This is a genomic window from Mesorhizobium sp. B3-1-7, assembly GCF_006439385.1.
Classification (GTDB): Bacteria; Pseudomonadota; Alphaproteobacteria; order Rhizobiales; family Rhizobiaceae; genus Mesorhizobium.
The window spans coordinates 1-19414 of sequence record NZ_VFTL01000037.1; the positions used below are offsets into that span (position 1 = coordinate 1).

The 19414-nt window shown below is 66.0% G+C and carries 16 protein-coding genes and 1 riboswitch; of the genes, 6 read left to right on the plus strand and 10 right to left on the minus strand.

Going from position 1 to position 19414, the window contains the following annotated elements; genetic code table 11:
• The first annotated feature begins 184 nt into the window (after positions 1-184).
• A riboswitch (FMN riboswitch) is annotated at positions 185-332 on the plus strand.
• Between the two features lie 78 nt (positions 333-410).
• The 4 genes from FJ417_RS26185 (at position 411) to FJ417_RS26200 (ending at position 3235) form a co-directional block, all read left to right on the plus strand.
• Positions 411-878, plus strand: coding sequence for a 6,7-dimethyl-8-ribityllumazine synthase (locus FJ417_RS26185; protein WP_140785417.1), 468 nt, complete (start codon positions 411-413; stop codon positions 876-878).
• Between the two features lie 161 nt (positions 879-1039).
• Entirely contained in the window at positions 1040-2104 is a 1065-nt protein-coding gene (gene fba / locus FJ417_RS26190; RefSeq protein ID WP_140675387.1) for a class II fructose-bisphosphate aldolase, read from the plus strand.
• Positions 2105-2236: 132 nt separating this feature from the next.
• Positions 2237-2395: a peptide ABC transporter permease gene (locus FJ417_RS26195; RefSeq protein ID WP_140785418.1), complete on the plus strand. Its 159-nt coding sequence runs from the start codon at positions 2237-2239 to the stop codon at positions 2393-2395.
• Positions 2396-2509: 114 nt separating this feature from the next.
• Positions 2510-3235, plus strand: coding sequence for an MgtC/SapB family protein (locus FJ417_RS26200; RefSeq protein ID WP_140785419.1), 726 nt, complete (start codon positions 2510-2512; stop codon positions 3233-3235).
• Positions 3236-3241: 6 nt separating this feature from the next.
• Here FJ417_RS26200 and FJ417_RS26205 read toward each other — a convergent pair whose 3' ends face one another.
• The 9 genes from FJ417_RS26205 to FJ417_RS26245 all read right to left on the minus strand — a co-directional run bounded on the left by FJ417_RS26205 (position 3242) and on the right by FJ417_RS26245 (position 13575).
• Positions 3242-3955, minus strand: a complete 714-nt coding sequence (locus FJ417_RS26205) for an ABC transporter ATP-binding protein (RefSeq protein ID WP_140785420.1) — start codon at positions 3953-3955, stop codon at positions 3242-3244.
• Complete coding sequence (locus FJ417_RS26210) at positions 3952-5670, minus strand: ATP-binding cassette domain-containing protein (RefSeq protein ID WP_140785421.1); 1719 nt, start codon at positions 5668-5670, stop codon at positions 3952-3954. The genes FJ417_RS26205 and FJ417_RS26210 overlap by 4 nt, the downstream gene beginning before the upstream one ends.
• Positions 5657-6526: a branched-chain amino acid ABC transporter permease gene (locus tag FJ417_RS26215; protein WP_140785422.1), complete on the minus strand. Its 870-nt coding sequence runs from the start codon at positions 6524-6526 to the stop codon at positions 5657-5659. The genes FJ417_RS26210 and FJ417_RS26215 overlap by 14 nt, the downstream gene beginning before the upstream one ends.
• A gap of 58 nt (positions 6527-6584) precedes the next feature.
• Positions 6585-7769, minus strand: coding sequence for an ABC transporter substrate-binding protein (locus FJ417_RS26220; RefSeq protein WP_140785423.1), 1185 nt, complete (start codon positions 7767-7769; stop codon positions 6585-6587).
• A 37-nt stretch (positions 7770-7806) separates the two neighbouring features.
• Positions 7807-8895, minus strand: coding sequence for a GTP-binding protein (locus tag FJ417_RS26225; RefSeq protein WP_140785424.1), 1089 nt, complete (start codon positions 8893-8895; stop codon positions 7807-7809).
• The gene (locus FJ417_RS26230; protein ID WP_140785425.1) at positions 8882-10546 is read right to left on the minus strand and encodes an amidohydrolase; all 1665 of its coding nucleotides are present in this window, start codon (positions 10544-10546) and stop codon (positions 8882-8884) included. Before FJ417_RS26230 ends, FJ417_RS26225 begins: the two co-directional genes overlap by 14 nt.
• A gap of 63 nt (positions 10547-10609) precedes the next feature.
• On the minus strand, positions 10610-11383 hold the full coding sequence (locus tag FJ417_RS26235; RefSeq protein WP_140785426.1) for an SDR family oxidoreductase: 774 nt from the start codon (positions 11381-11383) through the stop codon (positions 10610-10612).
• Positions 11380-12177 (minus strand): SDR family oxidoreductase, encoded by a 798-nt coding sequence (locus tag FJ417_RS26240; RefSeq protein ID WP_140785427.1) that lies wholly within the window; start codon positions 12175-12177, stop codon positions 11380-11382. Before FJ417_RS26240 ends, FJ417_RS26235 begins: the two co-directional genes overlap by 4 nt.
• A gap of 3 nt (positions 12178-12180) precedes the next feature.
• Positions 12181-13575 carry a transaminase gene (locus tag FJ417_RS26245; protein ID WP_246687547.1) on the minus strand — a complete coding sequence of 465 codons (1395 nt, stop codon included), beginning with the start codon at positions 13573-13575 and terminating at the stop codon, positions 12181-12183.
• Positions 13576-13733: 158 nt separating this feature from the next.
• Between FJ417_RS26245 and FJ417_RS26250 the strand changes: the two genes are divergently transcribed.
• Together FJ417_RS26250 and FJ417_RS26255 are read left to right on the plus strand one after the other, a co-directional pair.
• The gene (locus tag FJ417_RS26250) at positions 13734-14480 is read left to right on the plus strand and encodes an IclR family transcriptional regulator (protein WP_140785428.1); all 747 of its coding nucleotides are present in this window, start codon (positions 13734-13736) and stop codon (positions 14478-14480) included.
• A 429-nt stretch (positions 14481-14909) separates the two neighbouring features.
• Entirely contained in the window at positions 14910-18314 is a 3405-nt protein-coding gene (locus FJ417_RS26255) for an acyl-[ACP]--phospholipid O-acyltransferase (protein ID WP_140785429.1), read from the plus strand.
• Positions 18315-18389: 75 nt separating this feature from the next.
• Here the strand turns inward: FJ417_RS26255 and FJ417_RS26260 are convergent, their stop codons facing one another.
• Positions 18390-19349: a dihydrodipicolinate synthase family protein gene (locus FJ417_RS26260; RefSeq protein ID WP_140657321.1), complete on the minus strand. Its 960-nt coding sequence runs from the start codon at positions 19347-19349 to the stop codon at positions 18390-18392.
• Positions 19350-19414 lie beyond the last annotated feature (65 nt).

Consider the following 19414-nt stretch of genomic DNA (forward strand, 5'->3'; position numbering starts at 1 on the left):
GGCGGATCCTTTTGGCGAAGAATCCTCCAATCAAATCACTTCAAGCCGTCCTCACCCTTGCGTCGTGTACTGTGGATTCCAGGGTCTGCGCGCGTCGCTTTCGCTCCTTGCTCCGCCCTAGAATGACGACCGCGATGTCATCGCCAATTGACACTGTTGCCCTCCTCTTCCATAAAACCCGCGTTAATGTTCTCAGGGCGGGGTGAAAGTCCCCACCGGCGGTAAGAGCCTCGGCTCAAGCCCGCGAGCGCCTTCCAGCCTTATCGGAAGGGTCAGCAGATCCGGTGCGATTCCGGAGCCGACGGTTACAGTCCGGATGGAAGAGAACGTACGCAGAAGACGGTCCGCTCGCGCGGGCCGGTTTTTGCGTCGTGCGTCCTGATTCTGGTTCGAAACGGAAGGATGGACCCATGAATCAGCATTCCCCAAAAGCCTATGAAACCCGCCGCATCGCCGTCATTCGCGCGCGATGGCACGCCGACATCGTCGATCAATGCGTGCAAGCTTTCGAGGCGGAGCTCGCCGCGCTTGGCGGCTTCACCGTCAACGTCTTCGACGTGCCGGGCGCCTACGAGATCCCGCTGCACGCCAAGACGCTTGCCGAGACGGGGCGCTATGCCGCGATCCTCGGTACCGCCTTCGTCGTCAATGGCGGCATCTATCGCCACGATTTCGTGGCAAGCGCCGTCATCGACGGCATGATGAATGTGCAGCTTGCGACCGGCGTGCCGGTGCTGTCGGCGGTGCTGACGCCCCACAACTACCATGACAGCGCCGAGCATCACCGCTTCTTCCACGAGCATTTCACCGTGAAGGGCAAGGAAGCGGCCAGGGCCTGCGTCGAAATCCTCGCCGCGCGTGCGCGGATCGCCGCCTAAGCCCCAACCGAGGCCGGATTTCAGCCCTGCAACAAGAATTGCGGCCGAAAAGGCTTCAAAAGGTTGCGGTAGCTCCGAAATCCGGCCAGAAGCAACGGGTCGCCCGGGCGTCGGGCGGCCTTTTCAAACACGGGCTCGAACCAGATACGGGAGACTATTCGTTGGCTCGCATCACACTGAGACAATTGCTCGACCATGCCGCCGAACATGGCTATGGCGTGCCTGCCTTCAACATGAACAATATGGAACAGGGCCTCGCCATCATGGAGGCGGCCGAGGAGACCAAGTCGCCGGTCATCCTGCAGGCCAGCCGCGGCGCGCGCGCCTATGCCAATGACGTGGTGCTGGCCAAGCTGATCGACGCGCTGGTCGAGATCCATCCCGACATCCCGGTCTGCATGCATCTCGACCACGGCAACAACGAAGCCACCTGCGTCACCGCGATCCAGTACGGCTTCACCTCGGTGATGATGGACGGCTCGCTGAAGGAGGATGGCAAGTCGCCGGCCGACTACGCCTACAATTCCGGCATCACGCGCCGCGTCGTCGACATGGCGCATTGGGGCGGCGTGTCGGTGGAAGGCGAGATCGGCGTGCTCGGCTCGCTGGAAAGCGGCGGCGGCGAGCAGGAAGACGGCCACGGCGTCGAAGGCGCGATCAGCCATGACCAATTGCTGACCGATCCGGTGCAGGCCGAGCAATTCGTGCGCGACACGCATGTCGACGCGCTGGCGGTGGCCATGGGCACCAGCCACGGCGCCTATAAATTCTCGCGCAAGCCGGACGGCGCGGTGCTGGCGATGAACGTGATCGAGGAGATCCACCGCCGCCTGCCCAACATGCATCTGGTCATGCATGGCTCGTCCTCGGTGCCGGAGGATCTGCAGGAGATCATCAACAAGTATGGCGGCCAGATGAAGCCGACCTGGGGCGTGCCGGTGGAAGAGATCCAGCGCGGCATCAAGCATGGCGTGCGCAAGATCAACATCGACACCGACAACCGCATGGCGCTGACTGGTGCCATCCGCAAGGTGCTGACCGAGAATCCGTCGGAGTTCGATCCGCGCAAATATCTGACGCCGGCCATGGCGGCCATGAAGAAGCTCTGCAAGGAGCGCTTCGAGCAGTTCGGCACCGCCGGCAACGCGCCGAAGATCAAGCCGATCCCGCTGGCGGACATGGCCAAGCGCTACAAGTCGGGCAGCCTGGATCCGAAATTCGGCTGAGCCGATCAATCCCGCGACCGGTTCGATCCCGGTCGCGGGCATGTACCCCGCCGAAGCGGGGCGGAACTTCAAGCCAACAAAGTGGTTCCTGCTCAGAGACCTTCCGCACCCATCGAAGGGAAGGAGCACGTCATGAGCAAGGATCGCGACGACGAAGGGCCGGTTTTCTCCGGCCAGAATGCCCGGCAGGGCGAGATCATCCTGCATACGCGCGCGCAACGCATCATCTTCATCGCAGGGCTGGTCGGTATCGTGGTGCTGGCGCTGGTGGTCAGTCTCGCCGCGCATTGAGGGTTGTCGCCCGCGAAAAGCCGGGCTTGCGCCAAGGAACCATCACCGGCTCCGCCGGTTGAACGTCGCAGACGAAACTGAGGCGCGGCGACCTTTCACCGCCGTGTCGAAACCATGTTCGAGACGCTTTGCTGCGACATGCCGCTTCATCCGACCTGGCCGGACCTCGTCGGGCGGCTCTTGGTCACGCTGCTGGCAGGCTTCCTCATCGGCTTGAACCGCGAGGCGCGCGGGCATTCCGCCGGGCTGAGGACAACCATTTTGGTCGGCTTGGCGGCCTGCGTGGCCATGGTCCAGGCCAACATGCTGCTCGATGTTTCCGGCAAAGGGCCGGATTCCTTCGTGCGCATGGACGTCATGCGCTTTGCGCTGGGCGTGCTCACCGGTGTCGGCTTCATCGGCGGCGGCGCCATCCTGCGGCGCGGCGATCTGGTCACCGGCGTCACCACAGCCGCGACGATGTGGATCATGACCATGATCGGCCTTGCCTTCGGCGGCGGCCAGTACGGCCTCGGCGCGATCGCGACGGTACTGACGCTGGTGACGCTGCAGGCGCTGAAATGGGTCGACCTCAAGATCGCGCGCAACCACAAGGCGATCCTGTCGGTCTCATGGCCGAAAAGCTCGCCGCCCGATCTCCCGGACATTGTGCGGCCGCTTGGCTACGATGCCCGCTTCGTGGGCATGGAACATGACGTCGACCACCAACGCTTCGTATTTTCTTTCAAGATGCAATGGAAGCAGCCCGACGCGGAAAGGCCTTCGACCGAAGTGCTGGCCGTAGTCGGTGAACATTGCACGGTCGAGCGCTTCGACGTGATCGGCGAGAATTCGTCCTGAGCAGGATCAGGATGTGGCAGCCATCTCCGCCCCTCCGAGATAAAGCCGGTGCAGTTCGTCGGGCGATTGGCGCAGCTTCGCGCAATCGCCGTCACAGACGACGCGGCCGCGGCGCATGACATAGGCGCGGTTGCCGATCGACAGCGCAAGCGCCGCGAACTGCTCGACGAGGACGACGGCCAGGCCGTCATCGGCGAGCTTGCGCACGGCCGTCATCAGCCGCGTGACGATGACCGGCGCCAGACCGGCCGACATCTCGTCGATGAGCAGCACCTTCGGCCGGGTGAGGAGCGCGCGCGCGATGACCAGCATCTGCTGTTCGCCGCCCGAAAGCAGGCTTGCCTTCACCGAACGGCGCTGCACCAGCTCGGGAAACAGCGCATAGGCTTCCGCGATGTCGGCGCCAGGCTGCAGGCTGACGCGCAAATTCTCTTCGGTCGTCAGCTGGCGGAAGACGGTGCGGCCCTGCTCGACATGGGCAAGCCCTTCGCGCGAGCGGGCGCCCGGACGCGCTTTCTGCAACTGGCGGCCATCGATGGCGATGCAGCCGCCGGCAACCGGGATGATGCCCGACAGGCCTTCGAGCAGCGTCGTCTTGCCGGCGCCATTGGCGCCGAGCACGACGCTGATCGCGCCGCTTTCGGCGGTGAGATCGACCGACGTGACGACGGGCAACTCGGCGCGGTTGATCGACAGGTTGGAAACGACGAGCCTGCTCATGCCGCCACGCTCTCTTCCTCGATGCCGAGATAGGCTTTCTTCACCGCCCGCTCGCCGAGCACCTTGGCCGGTGGCCCGGAGGCGATGACCTGGCCGAAGTCGAGTACGGTGACCTCCGAGCAGACGGCCCGAACCAGGTCCATGTCGTGCTCGACCAGAAGCACCGCCGATCCGAACAGCTTCGGGATCTCGGCGATGCGCCGGCCAAGCCGCAGCGTTTCCTCATGCGACTGGCCGGCGGCCGGCTCGTCAAGCAGCACGACAGCCGGGCGGGCCGCGACGACGCCCGCGACGTCGAGCAGGCGCCTGGTGCCGGCATCGACCGAAGCCACCAGCGTGTCGGGATGCGGGCAGTCGAGCCAGTCGAGCACAGCTTTGGTCTCGTTCACCGACAGGCCCTTGGCCGCCAAGGCCAGATAACCGCCGACGGTGAGTTCCGGCGCGATGCGGTTGGTCTGCCAGGTGCGGCGCACGCCCCCGCGGGCACGCAGATGCGCCGGCGCACCTTCGAGCGGCTTGCTGCCCAGCCGCACACTGCCCTGGTAGGACGACAGGAAGCCGGCGACCGCATCGATGAAGGTCGACTTGCCGGCGCCGTTCGGGCCGATCAGTCCGGCCACGGTGCCGGCGGCAACGCTCAGGCTGACATTGTTCAGCGCGACCACGCTGCCATAGCGGACCGTCAAAGCCTCGATGATAAGGGCCGGGCCGGCGGCACGCTCGACTGCTGCCGGCAGGTCGGAGGCGGACGCGGCAGCGGCTTTCGGCGCGCGCGCCGAAAGCCGCTTGCGGAACTGGCGCCGGAAGGTCTCGCTCATCGTCTCGCCGGTCGACAGCGCCTGGGTTGCGCCGATGGCAAACAGCACATTGCCGATGTCCTGCGGCCAGTCCAGCCGGCGCAGGATTTCGGGGAACATGACGACGAGCAGGCCGCCGATGATCGCGCCCTCGGCGAAATGCGCGCCGGCCATCACCGACACCGCGTAGAGCGAGAGCGACTGCATCATGCTGAAATTCTCGGCGACCAGCGTGCCGAGATAGCCAGCGAGCAGACCGCCGGAAATGCCGGCGACGAAGGCGCTGAGCGCGAAGGCCGAGAGCTTGGCGGTGGCGATGCTGACGCCATGCGCGGCGGCGGCGCGCTCCGAGTGACGCACCGCCAGCCAGGACGCGCCTAGCCGCGAGCGGCTGATGAATTCGAGCGCCACGGCGATCGCCACATAGAACAGCAGCACGAAGACGAAATAGCCCTCGTCGCTGTCGAACAGTTCCGGCCGTGGCACCTGCAGGAAGTCGGTCTGGCCGGGATAGGTCATGGTGGCCAGGATGGTGTCGAAGGCGGTGGCGAAGGACAGCGTGACGATGGCGAGGTTGATGCCGCGCAGCCTCAGCGCCGGCAGGCCGATGGCAACGCCGAACGGCACGGCCGCGAGGCCGCCAACCAGGATCCATGTGGCGAGGCCACCTGGCGCTTCGGCGAGGTTGAGATAGCCGACCGTCCAGGCGCCGACTCCGGCGAAGGACATCTGACTGAGCGCGATCATGCCGGTGCGGCCGGCGACGAGACCGAGGCTCTGCAAGGCGACGCCGGTGATCAGCACCGAGGTTGCCAGGAACACCCAATAGGAGGGCAGCAGGCCGGCATAGGCGACGCCGCCGGCGATAAGCGCCACGACGACGACGATCAACGAGGCTCTCAAGCTAGCGCGCTTCATCCCAACGGGCCTCCCGCTGCGACCAGAGAAGAACGGCGAGCACCACCAGGAAGGGTATGGCGCTGCGATACTGGCTGATGCTGTCGATGGAGCTCGCCAGCCCTTCGACGATGCCGAGCGCAATGCCGCCGGCCAGCGTCCACCAGAAGCTGCGGAAGACGCCGATGAGTGCCGCGGCGAGCGCCGGCACGACAAGCAGGCTAAGCGTCATGAAGTTCGGCGAGCGCTGCGGCGTGATGATCATCAGCGCGAAAGTGGTGAAGGCGCCCGTCATGCCCCATACCAGCAGCGACAGGATCTGCACCCGCACGCCGAGCAATTCGGCCGCCATCGGCCGGTCGGCCAGCGCGCGCAGATTGAGGCCGACCTTTGTCCGGTTGAGGAAGAGGTCAGAAAGGATGGTGAACAGCACCGCGAGCCCGATGGTGAGCACCGAGGCGATGGTCACCTCTACACCGGCGAGACGGAAGGCCGAGCCTGGGAACAACTCGGGCATGTTGTGCGGATGCTGGCCGCCGGTGAGACGCAGCCCGACGGCGATCAGCCCGACGAGCAGCGCCACCGTCACCGCCGCCTTGGTCGAAGCGCTCGCTTCGCCGAACCACCGCGTCATGATGTAGCCGATTGCGACGCCGGTCGCCGTGCCCGCCGCAATCCCCGCCAGCACCGAGGGCCAGATCGGGAAGCCGGCCTCGAAGAACGCGATCAGCACGAAGGTGCCAGCGGTGCCGATCGCGGCCCCGGTGAAATTCACCACGGCGACGAGCCGGTAGGTGAAGACGGCGCAGACGCCGAGCAGGGCATAGGTGCCCCCGGCCGTCAGTCCCGCCACGGCGGATGTGAGCAATGCGTTCATCTCGTATCCCGATCCGGAGGACGGCGCGGCCAGCCGCGCCGTCCGGTTCAAGCGACCATCACTTGGCCTGCGGCAGCACGAGCCAGTCCGGCGTCTCGACCTTCCAGGCGCCGGCATCGAGCTTCATCACCTTGGTGGCCTGCATCGGCGAATGCGTCTTGGCCGTGCCGAAGACGTAAGGCGAGCCGGCGAGCGGGTTGGTGAGCGGCTGCATGTCGTGCAGCGCCTTGGCAACGCTTTCGCGCGTGACCTCGCCGTCGATCGAAGCGACCACCTTGAGGAACAACTCCGCGGCGAGATAGCCGCCCTGCGAGAAGGCGGTGAGCGGCCGGTTCGCCTTCTGCATGTCGGCAATCCATTGCGCGTTGGCGGCCGAGTTCTTCTCGGTGTAGGGCTCCCACTCGGTGCCGACATAGATCGGCTGCTTGGTGTCGGCCAGCGCCTTGGCGACCTGCTCGGTGTAGCCGGGCGCCAGGAAGAGCCAGTTGATGCCGGTGATCTTCTGTGCATCCACCGTCTTGATCAGCTGCACCACCTGCGGCTCGACCTGGTTGGTCAGCACGGCGTCGCAGCCGGCGTCGCGCGCCTTGATGACGTAAGGCGTGAGATCGCCCTGGAAGGGCAGCGTCAGATCGATCAGGTGGATCTTCTGGCCGCTGATCTTTTCCCAGTTCACGATCGCCTTCTTGTAAGCCTCCTGGGTGCCACCGATGATGATGAAGAAGGCGCAGAGCTTCTTCGTCTTCAATTCGTTGGTGGCGTAGTAGGCCATCGCCGTCGACAGCGTGTAAGGGCCGACATTGACGGGCGCGACATTGGGCGAGGAGAAGCAGGCGGCGTCGACGCCGAGACCCTGCACCGAAAGGATCTTCTTGCGGCTGTAGGTGGCGGAGTTGACCGCGCAGTCGAGCAGGCTGGCCGAACCGACCAGCGCTACCGCCTCCTTGTTGTCGATCAGGTCGCGCGCGGCTTGCGCGGCGACCGCCGGGTCTGCCTTGTCGTCGGCGATGGTGTAGTCGATCTTGCAGCCATTGATGCCGCCGGCGGCGTTGACCGCATCGAAGGCGGCCTGGGTCGCCTTCGGCACTTCGGAGAAATCAGCCGGGCCGGTGACGGTCGACACGGCGCCGACCTTGATGGCGCCATCCTTGCAGGTTGGGCCGGCGGCGGAAGCCGTGCCGGCCATGGCGGCAAGGCCGATGCCGGCAAATGCCGCTGCGAGCAGTCTCGATTTCCAATCCATGTTTCAGTCTCCCATTTTTGTCATACGTTATTTGTTTTCAGGCGGCGGCCAGCGCCGGCGCGGCAATGCTGGCGGCGTCGATGGCGGCGAATTTCACCAGCGTGCGGGCGATGGTCTCGCGCTCGACGTCGCGGACGATGAACACCAGCCGGGTGCGGCGGTCCGCCGACGGCCAGCGGTCGAGCCGCGCCGGCGGATGAAAGACATGCTGCACGCCGTGGAGCACCAGTGGCTGCTCCGGCTCGTCCGTGGTGCGCACGATGCCCTTGAAGCGCAGCAGATCCTCGCCCTTCAGCGCCGCGACATAGTCCAGCCAGCGGGCGAAAGCGGCCCACTCGACTGGCTTGTCGATGATGAAGCTGAAGGACCGGATGCCGTGGTGTGTGTCGCGATGATGATCGTGACCATGGTGGCAATCAGGTCCGCATTCATGGTCGTGGTGATCAGCCGCTTCGAGCCGCGCGGCGATGCGGTTCACATCCGCCGCGGCATCGGCGGGCAGGCTCTTCAGCAGATCGAGTTCGATTTCGCCGTTGCGGGCAACGGTTTGCTCGACGGCCGGTGCCAGATGATCCAGCCGGTGCTGCAAGCCGCCGAGTGCCTCGTTCGAGACGAGATCGGTCTTGGTGATCAGCAGCCGGTCGGCGACGGCGACTTGCTTGGCGGCTTCCGGATGACGGTGAAGCGTCGCCGCGCCATTCACCGCATCGACGGTGGTGACGACACCGCCGATGCGAAAGCGAGCCGTGAGCTCAGCTCCGGCCATCAGCGTGTGCAGGATCGGCGCCGGGTCGGCAAGACCCGTGGTCTCGATGATCACTTGGCTGAGCGGTGGCGTTTCGCCGGCCCGGCTCCTGCGGTCGAGCTCCTTCAGCGTGGCGACCAGATCGCCGCGCACCGTGCAGCAGACGCAGCCATTGTCGAGCAGCGTGAACTGCTCCTCGCTGGCCTCGATCAGCAGATGGTCGAGCCCGACGGCGCCGAACTCGTTGACGATGACGGCGGCGCCGGCAAGCGAGGACTGGCGCAGCAGGCGGTTGAGCACCGTCGTCTTGCCGCTGCCGAGGAAGCCGGTGAGGATTGTCACCGGTATCCTCGCGTCGCTTGAGGGATCAGGCGCGCTCATAGACCACCCTCCCCTCGAACCAGGTCGTCAGCACTTTTGTGTCGGCGAGGTCCTCGGCCGGCGTCTCCAGCACGTTGCGGTCGAGCACGATGAGATCGGCCGATTTACCGATCTCGATCGAGCCGACGGTCTCGGCGAGACCGATGGCGCGGGCCGAATTGATGGTGAAGATTTCGAGCGCGGTAGCGATATCGATCGCCTGCTCCGGCCAAAGCGACGCGCCCGGAAATTCGCCGCTCGGGTTGCGGCGCGTCACCAGGCCTTCGATGCCATCCCACGGATCGGGGTTAGGCATCACCGGCCAGTCGGAACCGCCGGCCAGCAGCGCGCCGGCGGCAAGCAGGTCCTTGTTCGGCCAGAAGCGCAGTGCCCGCGCCTCGCCCATGGTCTGCTTGTGGCCTTCGAGGAAGCTGGTCGGATACCACAGGAAAGGCGAGAGGTCGGCGACAACGCCGAGCTCGGCGAAGCGGGCGATATCGTGCGGCGCGATGTAGCTCGCATGCGCGATGTGATGCTTCAGCTTGGTCGGCCCATTGAAGGAGCGCGCGACGTCGATCGCGTCGAGCGCCTGGCTGACGGCGGCATCGCCGGCGCAGTGGATCTTTACCCCGAGCCCGAGTTTCTCGCATTTGCCGATCCAGCGGATCAGCTCCGGCACGGTGACGATGGTCGAGCCGCGGAAGCAGCAGCCCAGCACCGGGTCCTTGGTGTAGGGCTCGTGGAAAGCGGCGGTGCGCGCACCCGGCACACCATCGAGGAATATCTTGACGAAATCCGGCTTCGCGTGAACGCCGCGATATTGCTCGCGCAGGGCGATCAGCTCGTCGCCGGCAATGCCGAACATGAAGGAGGGCTCGACGGCCGGCATGGCCGACACCGACCAGGCGGTCAGCTCGCCGCGATCGTCGAGGCCTTTCAGCGCCGCGAGGATCGGCTGCATGGCGGCGGCGTCGAGAAATGCTGTGACGCCGTAGGAGTTGAGCGTCGCGATCGAGCGTGCCATCGCGGCGCGGTCCATTTCCTCGGTGTAGTGGCCGGATTGCGCGATGGTGCGCTCGATGATGCCGGCGGCGGATTCGATCATCATGCCGGTCAGCGCGCCGGTCGCCGGATCGCGGCCGATTGTGCCCTTCTCCGGATCGGGCGACGACGCGGAAAGGCCGGCCAAGCCAAGCGCCTGCGAATTGACCCAGCGGTTGTGATAGGTGTCGTCACGCAGCATCACCGGCCGGCCCTGGCTCACCCGGTCGAGCGCCGCCAGCGCCTCCAGCCTGTTGAGCTTCGGCAACAGATCGCTGCCCCATTGTCCGCCGATGATCCAGGAGCCTTCCGGCGCCTTGGCCGCGGCCTCGCCGACGCGCGCGATCAGCGTCTCGAAGCTTGCGGTCGGCGGGAAACGCATCTCGAAAAGCTCGGCTTGGCCGCCCATCATCAGATGCGCATGCACGTCGACGATGCCAGGCATCATCATCGCGCCCTTGAGGTCGACGACGCGGGTGGCAGAGCCCATCAGCGCGGCGACGTCAGCGCCCTCGCCGACCGCGACGATGCGGCCGCCCTTGACGGCGACGGCCGAGGCCCAGGGCCGCTTGCGGTCGAGCGTGTAGATGCGGCCATTGGTGAAAACCAGGTCGGCGCTTCTGTCGGGCATTCTCTCTCCTCCTCTCCGCTAACCGCACCCTCATGCTGGCGAGCGAGCAAGTTTCAATTCACGTCACACCGCCCTGTTCTGTGTCGGGGCGCGGCCGCCGCCATCCGCCACCAGCACCGCACCGGTGACGAAGGACGCTTCGTCCGACGCAAGGAACAGGCAGCAGGAGGCGATCTCTTCAGGCTCGGCGACGCGGCGCAGCGCGATGCGGTTGGTCAGCGCCTTGAACTCCTCGTCGGGAGTCGAGCCGTTGGCGCTTGCTGCCACCTTCATCTCGTAGACGCTCATCGGCGTGCGCACCCAGCCGGGCGCGACCGCATTGGCGCGGATGCCGTCGACGCCGTGCGCGAACGCGAGCGAGCGGGTGTAGGAGACGAGCGCCGCCTTGCTCGCCGAATAGGCGGCGTTCTGGCCGCTGGCGTTGAAGGCTCCGACCGAGGCGATGTTGACGATCGCGCCGCCGCGCGCCTTGAGTAGCGGCAGCGCGGCGCGGCAGACCATCATCGAGCCGGTGACGTTGACGGCGAAGCTCTTGGTCCAGGTCTCGTCGCTCAGCGTCTCAGGCTCGTCGAGGATCATAACTCCGGCGGCGTTGACGACGATGTCGAGACGCCCGTCGCAGGCATCGATGGCCTGAGCGATATCGTTGGCATCGGTGATGTCGCCGCGCACGGCGGTGCCGCCGCTGGCCTCGGCCGCCTCCTCCAGCACCTCGCCACCATGCCCGAAGGCGACGACCCTGGCGCCCTCTCGCCCGAACAGCTCGGCGGTGGCGCGACCCATGCCGGTGGCGGCGCCGGTAACCAGGGCCGTGCGGCCTTCGAGGCGCCGGCTCATGCCAGCCCCCAATGCCGCTCCACGGCGTAGCCGGTCTCCGGCAGGGTCGAGCCGCCGTCGACGACGATGGTCTGGCCCGTGGTGTATTTCGCTTGGCTCGAAGCGAGGTAGAGCATGGCGTAGGCGATGTCGTCGGCCTCGCCGAGACGGCCCATGGGAATGAATTGGCCTAGGCGGTTCGCCACCTCCGGCTTGCTCATCGTGCCGCGGCCGGGCTTGGCGATAAACCCCGGCTCGACGCCGTTGACGGTGATGCCGTCGCGGGCAAGTTCGAAGGCGGCGCCACGGATGAAGGCGTTGACGCCGGCCTTGGCGGCCGAATAGTGCGCGCCGCCGGCCATGGCAACGCGCGCCGAAACCGACGAGGTGACCAGGATGCGGCCGAAACGGTTGGCGCGCATTGCGGGCGCCGCCGCCTGCGCCAGCCAGAAACAGGCTTTCAGGTTGATAGCCAGCGCCTCTTCGAGCTTGTCCTCGTCGAGCTCCTCGACCGAGGCCCAGGGGCAGCCGCCGGCATTGTGGACGACGATGTCGAGCCGGCCGGCCTCGCGCGCGACATTGCCGACAAGTGTGCGAAGCGCGGCGCGGTCGAGCCCGGGAAGCGCAACGGCGCGTGCGGACAGGCCGCGTGCGGAGAGCTCCGCGGCAAGTGCCTCGGCGACATCGAGCGTTCGATTGGCAATGACCACCGAGGCGCCGGCCTCGGCAAAGCGCGAGACGATGGCGGCACCGATGCCGCGCCCGCCGCCGGTCACCAGCGCCACCCTGCCCGTGAGATCGAACGGGGTCGCCATCGCTCAGACGACGCCCGCGCCACGGACGAGATCGACGAAGCGGCCGAAGACCTCCGTATGGCGGTCGATATCGGCCGGCGACGTCGCCGGGCACATCAGGAACATGGTGTGGAAGGGCGTCACCAGTATGCCTTCGTTCATGTAGAAGGCATGCAGCAGCGTCTCGAGGTCGCCGCGTCGGCCGGCGATAACGTCGGCGCCGCTGCGCGGCGGGTTCGGCATGAACATGATCTCGGCGCGGGCGCCGATCTGCGTCGCGTGCCAGGGCAATTTGTTCACGGCGATGATTTTGCTCGCGGCTTCGGCAAGGCGCGTGGCGTTGGCGATCATCCGCTCGAAATTGGCCGGCGTGAGCACTTCTTCCAGCACCGCGCGCATGGTGGCGACGGTGAGCGCGTTGCCGGCCAGCGTGCCGCCGATGCCGAGATGCGCCGACTGGCGCACGCGCGGATTGACCATCGGCACGATGCTCCAAAGCCGCTCGGCAATCTCCCGCGAGACGCCGAAGATGCCGGCTGGAATGCCGCCGGCGATCGCCTTGCCGGCCACCAGCATGTCCGGCTCCAGCCCGTGCAGCGCGGTGTAGCCGCCAGGCCCGCTGGAGATGGTATGCGTCTCGTCGATGATCAGCACCGTGCCGGTGCGGCGCGTGATCTCGCGCAGTGCGGTGTGAAAACCCTCGGCGACCGGGATCATGCCGAAATTGGTCATCAGCGGCTCGGTCAGCACGCAGGCGACGTCGCCATGCGACAGCACTTCTTCCAGCGCCGCGACGTCATTGAACTCGACCACCCTGGAGACGGCCGAATGATCGACGCCGTTCGGGTGGATCATGTTGCGCATGCCGATCTTGCCGTCGCGGATCTCGACATGCGCCTCCTCGACGCCGCCGTGATAACAGCCGGAGAAGACCAGAACTTTCGGGCGCCCGGTGATCATCCGCGCGATGCGGATGGCGCCGCGATTGGCGTCGGTGGCCGAGGTTGTCAGCGTCCAGTAAGGCAGGCCGAAGCGGCGCGTCATCTCGGCGCCGACCCAGAGGCTGTCCTCGGTGGGCAGCATCATCGTCGTGCCGTTCTGCAATTGGTGGATTGCCGCGCGCGTCACCGCTTCGGGCGCATGGCCGCACATGCCGCCGGTGTCGCCAAGCGCGAAATCGACATAGTCGTGGCCGTCGATGTCGGTGATATGCGCGCCACGGGCCGAGGCGGCATAGACCGGGAAACCGCCGGCCCAGCGACGCATCCAGTGCGACGGCCCGCCATAGAGGAAATGCGTCTTGCCCTCTTCCCAGGCCGCCGCCGAGCGCGGATGCGTGTCGAGGAACCGCGCCTGCTCGCGGTCGAGCAGGTCTTCGATCGTTGCTGATTGCAAAGCGGTCTTGCTGGCGGCCGTCACGGCGCTGAACTCTCCCTGGCGCGCCAAATTCCGGGGCGCGTAGCCGTTCCCTGTCGGTTCACTATTTGAACCAGTGTTTTGTATGTTATAGACACACTGAAGGCAGGAAGGGCTCCTGTCAAGTTAATTCACATGCGAAGTATCTCGGAGAATGCGCAATGAGTACGGTGGGCAAGGCGGTGTCGCTGCTGGAGCTGTTCACGCTGCACGAACCGGAGATCGGCCTCTCCGACCTTGCGCGCCGCGCCGGCCTCGACAAGGCCACCGCCAGGCGGCTTCTGATGGCGCTCGCCGCGCACCGGCTGATCGAGCAGGAGCCGCGCAGCCGCCGCTACCGGCTGGGCGCCGGCCTGTCGCGGCTCGCCCGCATCCGCGACGCGCATTTTCCCTTCGTGCGGCTGGCCGCGCCAGTCATCCGCGAGTTGTCGCTCGAAACCGGCGAGACGGTGCATCTGTCCGAGTTCAGCGCCGGCGCGCTGCTTACGCTGCATGTCGAGCTGTCGGCCAAGGCCAACCGCGTCAATGTCGATGTCGGCCAGGTGCTGCCGCTGCACGGCACTGCCTCGGGCATCGCGTTCCTCGCCGCCTCACGCCTGGAAGCGGTCGGCGCCTATCTGGAGAAGCCGCTGCAGGCCTTCACCTCGTTCACGATGACGCAGCCGGACGACCTGGTGAAAGCCATCGCGCTTGCCGCTTCACGCGGCTATTCGCGCAGCGCCCAAGGCTATGAGGAAGGCGTGCACAGCATAGGCGCGGCCATCTGCGGCGCCGAGGGCCAGCCGATCGGCACGCTGGCCGTGGCCTCGCCCGTCTCGCGCGTCGACGATGCGACAGCGGCCGGACAAGGCGAGGCGGCGGTCAGGGCAGCCCGGCTGATCTCGGCGCGGCTGACCGGCGAGGCGTGAGGCGCGCTCACCGACGCTCAAAGCCCACGGAACCTCTGCTTGAGGCATTTTTGACCTACGCGTTCCGCTTGTGAACGTCGTTCATTTTTCTCTTGAACGCCGTTCATGATGTGCTATGGTGCACCCGTGAACAACGTTCAAAGCGATGTATCCGGCCTGGATAGACCGGTGCCGATCCGGCTTAACGCCGAAACGAAAGGATCATATCGATGCTCGCCGACAGCCAAGCCCGCAAACAGTCAAGTGCCTGGAAGGCCTGGAGACCGATCATGGACGACGGATTTCAGGCGCCAAGAACAAGAAACAAATGGATTGGATTGAACCGCAATAACGAAGTTTAACCGCTTCCCGATAAACAAGGCTCAAACCGCGCAAGTGTCCGCTCAGTCCAATCGGATTGCCGGCCGGACTTGCCCAATGGAAGTTGCCATGAACACCCATCTGATGATGTCGCGGCGCTTCGCGCCTCTCTTCTGGACGCAATTCCTCTCGGCCTTCAACGACAATTTCCTGAAGAACACGCTGGTGTTCCTCATTCTCTTCACGCTGGCGAAGGATCAGGCCGCGTCGTTGGTGACGCTGGCTGGCGCCATTTTCATGGCCCCCTTCCTGCTGCTTTCGGCGCTGGGCGGCGAGATTGCCGACCGCTTCGACAAGGCGCTGATCGCGCGGCGGCTGAAGTTCACCGAGATCGCCGCGGCCGCCGTCGCCGTCGTCGGCATCGCGCTGTCCTCGATCCCGGTGCTGATGACGGCACTCTTGATGTTCGGCATCATCTCGGCGCTGTTCGGGCCGATCAAATACGGCATCCTGCCGGATCACCTGGAGCGCAAGGAACTGCCCAAGGCCAACGCCTGGATCGAGTCGGCGACCTTCGCCGCAATCCTCGGCGGTACCATCGCCGGCGGCGTCGTTTCCGCCGACGGCATCGGGGTCGCGGTGTTCGGGCCGATCATGATGGCTTTGGCCGTCGGCTGCTGGCTGGTCAGCCGCTACATCCCGTCCACTGGCTCGGCCGCCCCTAACCTTGCCATCGACAAGAACATCTTCCGCTCGACCTGGCGGCAGGTCGCCGAATTGCGCACCGACACGCGCATCTGGCGCGCCGGCCTGATGACCTCGTGGTTCTGGCTGGTCGGCGCGATCGTGCTTTCGATCCTGCCGGCGCTGATCAAGGATTCGCTTGGCGGCAACGAGATCGCGGTCACCGCCTATCTCGCCGTGTTCGCCGTCTCGATCGCCATCGGTTCAGCCATCGCCGCCTGGATGTCGCAAGGGCGCATGGTGCTGTTGCCGGCACCGGTCGGCACCGCGCTGCTGGCGCTGTTCGGCCTGCATCTGGCCTGGACCATCGGCAGCATGCAGCCTTCGCCAACAGCCGCTAGCCTTTCGGCCTTCTTCGCCGGCCCCAACACCATCCGCGTCGCCATCGACCTCGCCGGCATGGCGATTGCCGCCGCCTTCCTGGTGGTGCCGACCTTCGCCGCCGTGCAGGCCTGGTCGCCGGAAGCGCGCCGCGCCCGCGTCGTGGCCGCCGTCAGCATCGTCAATGCGGGCTTCATGACCGTCGGCGGCATTCTCGTCGCGGCCATCCAGGCTGCGGGCGTCTCGATCGCCGGCATCCTGTTCGGCCTCGTCGTCGCCAACGCCATCGCCGCCCGGCTGATGCTGAAATACCTGCCGACCAATCCCTTCCGGGATTTCGTCTCGATCCTGTTCCGCGCCTTCCTGCGCCTGGAGGTCGAGGGTATCGAGAACCTCAAGGCGGCCGGCAAGGCGCCGATCCTGGCGCTCAACCATGTCAGCTTCCTCGACGGCCCGCTGGCGCTGACGCTGACCGACGAGGAGCCGGTCTTCGCCATCGACTACACGATCGCGCAGGCCTGGTGGATGAAGCCGTTCATGAAGCTTGCCCGCGCGCTGCCGCTCAATCCGGCGAAGCCGATGTCGACCCGCACCCTTATCAAGATCGTGCAGGGTGGCGATCCTCTGGTCATCTTTCCGGAAGGCCGCATCACCGTCACCGGCGGCCTGATGAAGGTCTATGACGGCGCAGCCATGGTTGCCGACAAGACCGGCTCGATGGTGGTGCCGGTGCGCATCGACGGGCTGGAGAAGAGCTACTTCTCGCGGCTCTCCTCGCAGCATGTGCGCCGCCGCCTGTTCCCGAAGGTCAAGGTAACCATCCTGGAGCCGGTGAAGCTCGAAGTGCCGCAGGAACTGAAGGGCCGCCAGCGCCGCGCCGCGGCGGGCTCCGCGCTCTATCAGGTGATGTCGGACCTGGTCTTCCGCACCCAGGACATCGACAAGACCGTTCTGGAGAAGATCATCGAGACGGCCAACGAGCGCGGCATGAAAGAGCTCGCCGTGCAGGATCCGGTCACCGGTTCGCTGAGCTACGGCAAGCTGCTCACCGCCGCCGCCGTGCTCGGCGAGAAGTTCGAGCATCTCTATGCCGGACAGCAGACGCTGGGCATCATGCTGCCCAACGCCAACGGCGCCTGCGCGGCACTTCTCGGCGTCATGTCGGCCGGCAAGGTTCCGGCGATGATCAACTTCACCGCGGGTGCCGCGAACATCCTGTCGGCCTGCAAGGCGGCCGAGGTGCGCACCGTGCTCACCTCCCGCGCCTTCGTCGAACAGGCAAAGCTCGGGCCGATGGTCGAGGAGATCGGCCGCTCGGTCGACATCGTCTGGCTCGACGATCTGCGGGCCACGATCGGTCTCAAGGACAAGCTGCTCGGCCTGTTGCGCAAGGCGACGCCGCGGGTGGCGCGCAAGGCGGACGATCCGGCGGCGATCCTGTTCACCTCGGGCTCGGAAGGCACCCCCAAGGGCGTGGTGCTCACCCATCGCAACATCCTTGCCAACGCCGCCCAGGCCGCCTCACGCATCGACTTCCACTCGGGCGACAAGGTGTTCAACGTGCTGCCGATCTTCCACTCCTTCGGCATGACGGCGGGCACGGTGCTGCCGCTGATCTCCGGCGTGCCGGTCTATTTCTACCCCTCGCCGCTGCACTACCGCATCGTGCCCGAGCTGATCTATGCCTCGAACGCGACGATCATCTTCGGCACCGACACCTTCCTGTCCGGCTATACCCGCACAGCGCATCCTTACGACTTCCGTTCGGTGCGCTACTGCTTCGCCGGCGCCGAGCCGGTCAAGGCCGCGACGCGCCAGACCTATATGGAGAAGTTCGGCCTGCGCATCCTGGAAGGCTACGGCGTGACCGAAACCGCGCCGGTGATTGCCATCAACACGCCGATGTACAACAAGTCGGGCAGCGTCGGCAAAATCATGCCCGGCATGGAGTACCGCCTCGAGCCGGTGCCCGGCGTCGATGAGGGCGGCCGGCTGTTCGTGCGCGGTCCGAACGTCATGGCCGGCTACCTGCGCGCCGAGAACCCCGGCGTGATCGAACCGCTGGCCGACGGCTGGCACGACACCGGCGACGTCGTCACCGTCGACGATGCGGGCTTCATCTCGATCCGCGGCCGCGCCAAGCGCTTCGCCAAGATCGCCGGCGAGATGGTCTCTCTTGCCGCGGTCGAGGCGCTGGCCGGGGAACTCTGGAAAGGCTCGCTGTCCGCCGTCGCCACGGTGCCGGACGCGCGCAAGGGCGAGAAGCTGATCCTGATCACGGAAGCTTCGGGTGCCACCCGTGCGGACTTCCTCGCCTTCGCCAAGGCGAACGGCGCCATGGACCTGATGGTGCCGGCCGAAGTGCGCGTCGTGCCGAAAGTGCCGGTGCTCGGCTCCGGCAAGCTCGACTTCGCCGGGGTGACCAGGATAGTGCGCGGCGCGGAAGAGCTGAAGGTCAAGGCGGCCTAAGCTGAATGGACGAACAGGCCGGCGACAAGCGCGGGCCTATTCATCCCGGCCGGCAGGTCCGGCCGAGATGTCTGCTCAGGCCGCGTATCTCGCCATCACCGGCTGCCTCGACCACTGGGCATACCAGGTGTCGAACAGCTTGAGTTGCTGTTCGGCATAGCCGCGCTGGCTGTCGCTCAGCGCATCCGTCTCGTTGAAGTGCAGCCTGTATTCGGGGCCACCCTTCAGCACCATCATGTGCTTGAAATAGAGCACAAGGTCCGGTCCCTCGTCGAAAGAGGACAGCACGGCCAACGCCGCGTCCAGTTCCTGCGCCAGCCGACGCGCTTCGGCATCGCCCTTGGCCGCCGCCTGGCTGAGGCCGACGAGATGCAGCACTTCCTTGGGCAGGACATTGCCGATGCCAGTGATGGCGCCGGACGCGCCGCAATTGACGAAACCATGGAAGACGGCGGTGTCGACGCCGATCATCAGCGCAACCTCATCGTCCCGGCTGGTGATGTTTTCCGCCGCGTAGCGCAGATCCGACGGCCCGCCGAACTCCTTGAAGCCGACAAGGTTCGAATGCTCAGCGCGCAACGCGAAGAAGAGATCGGCGCGCGTGGCAAAGCCGTAATAGGGGCTGTTGTAGATGACGGCCGGCAGGTCGGGGGCAGCGGCAAGGATCGCCTTGAAGTGATGACGCTGCGCCGTCACCGATGGCCCGCGCGACAGAACGCGCGGGATCACCATCAGGCCCCGCGCGCCGACCTTTTGCGCGTGGGCGGCATGGGCCACGGCGCTGGCGGTGTTGACCGCGCCGGTGCCGACGATCACCGGAACGCCCGCCTTAACCAGGCGCTCGACGCCTTCCATGCGCTGCGCGTCGGTCAAGAGCGGCCAGTCGCCCATGGAGCCGCAATAGACGACCGCCGACATGCCGGCGGCGATCAGCTCGCGCCCCTTGCGCACCAGCGCGTCGAAGTCGGGAAGGCGGTCATCGGTGCAAGGCGTCATCAGCGCCGGCATGCAGCCGGAAAAAACATTGGCGGTCATTTCGAAGTCTCCTTGAGGCAGGCATGCAGATTGACCAGTTTGGCCCGGCGCGGCACCGCTTGCCA

Bases quoted from the DNA above. Each gene is read 5' to 3' on its own strand.
- FJ417_RS26205 (WP_140785420.1), bottom strand. From the start codon at position 3,955: ATGAGCAGGCTCGTCGTTTCCAACCTGTCGATCAACCGCGCCGAGTTG.
- FJ417_RS26195 (WP_140785418.1), top strand. From the start codon at position 2,237: ATGAGCAAGGATCGCGACGACGAAGGGCCGGTTTTCTCCGGCCAGAAT.
- FJ417_RS26210 (WP_140785421.1), bottom strand. From the start codon at position 5,670: ATGAAGCGCGCTAGCTTGAGAGCCTCGTTGATCGTCGTCGTCGTGGCG.
- FJ417_RS26230 (WP_140785425.1), bottom strand. From the start codon at position 10,546: ATGCCCGACAGAAGCGCCGACCTGGTTTTCACCAATGGCCGCATCTAC.
- FJ417_RS26225 (WP_140785424.1), bottom strand. From the start codon at position 8,895: ATGAGCGCGCCTGATCCCTCAAGCGACGCGAGGATACCGGTGACAATC.
- FJ417_RS26185 (WP_140785417.1), top strand. From the start codon at position 411: ATGAATCAGCATTCCCCAAAAGCCTATGAAACCCGCCGCATCGCCGTC.
- FJ417_RS26240 (WP_140785427.1), bottom strand. From the start codon at position 12,177: ATGGCGACCCCGTTCGATCTCACGGGCAGGGTGGCGCTGGTGACCGGC.
- FJ417_RS26220 (WP_140785423.1), bottom strand. From the start codon at position 7,769: ATGGATTGGAAATCGAGACTGCTCGCAGCGGCATTTGCCGGCATCGGC.
- FJ417_RS26255 (WP_140785429.1), top strand. From the start codon at position 14,910: ATGAACACCCATCTGATGATGTCGCGGCGCTTCGCGCCTCTCTTCTGG.
- FJ417_RS26250 (WP_140785428.1), top strand. From the start codon at position 13,734: ATGAGTACGGTGGGCAAGGCGGTGTCGCTGCTGGAGCTGTTCACGCTG.
- FJ417_RS26215 (WP_140785422.1), bottom strand. From the start codon at position 6,526: ATGAACGCATTGCTCACATCCGCCGTGGCGGGACTGACGGCCGGGGGC.
- FJ417_RS26235 (WP_140785426.1), bottom strand. From the start codon at position 11,383: ATGAGCCGGCGCCTCGAAGGCCGCACGGCCCTGGTTACCGGCGCCGCC.
- FJ417_RS26260 (WP_140657321.1), bottom strand. From the start codon at position 19,349: ATGACCGCCAATGTTTTTTCCGGCTGCATGCCGGCGCTGATGACGCCT.
- FJ417_RS26200 (WP_140785419.1), top strand. From the start codon at position 2,510: ATGTTCGAGACGCTTTGCTGCGACATGCCGCTTCATCCGACCTGGCCG.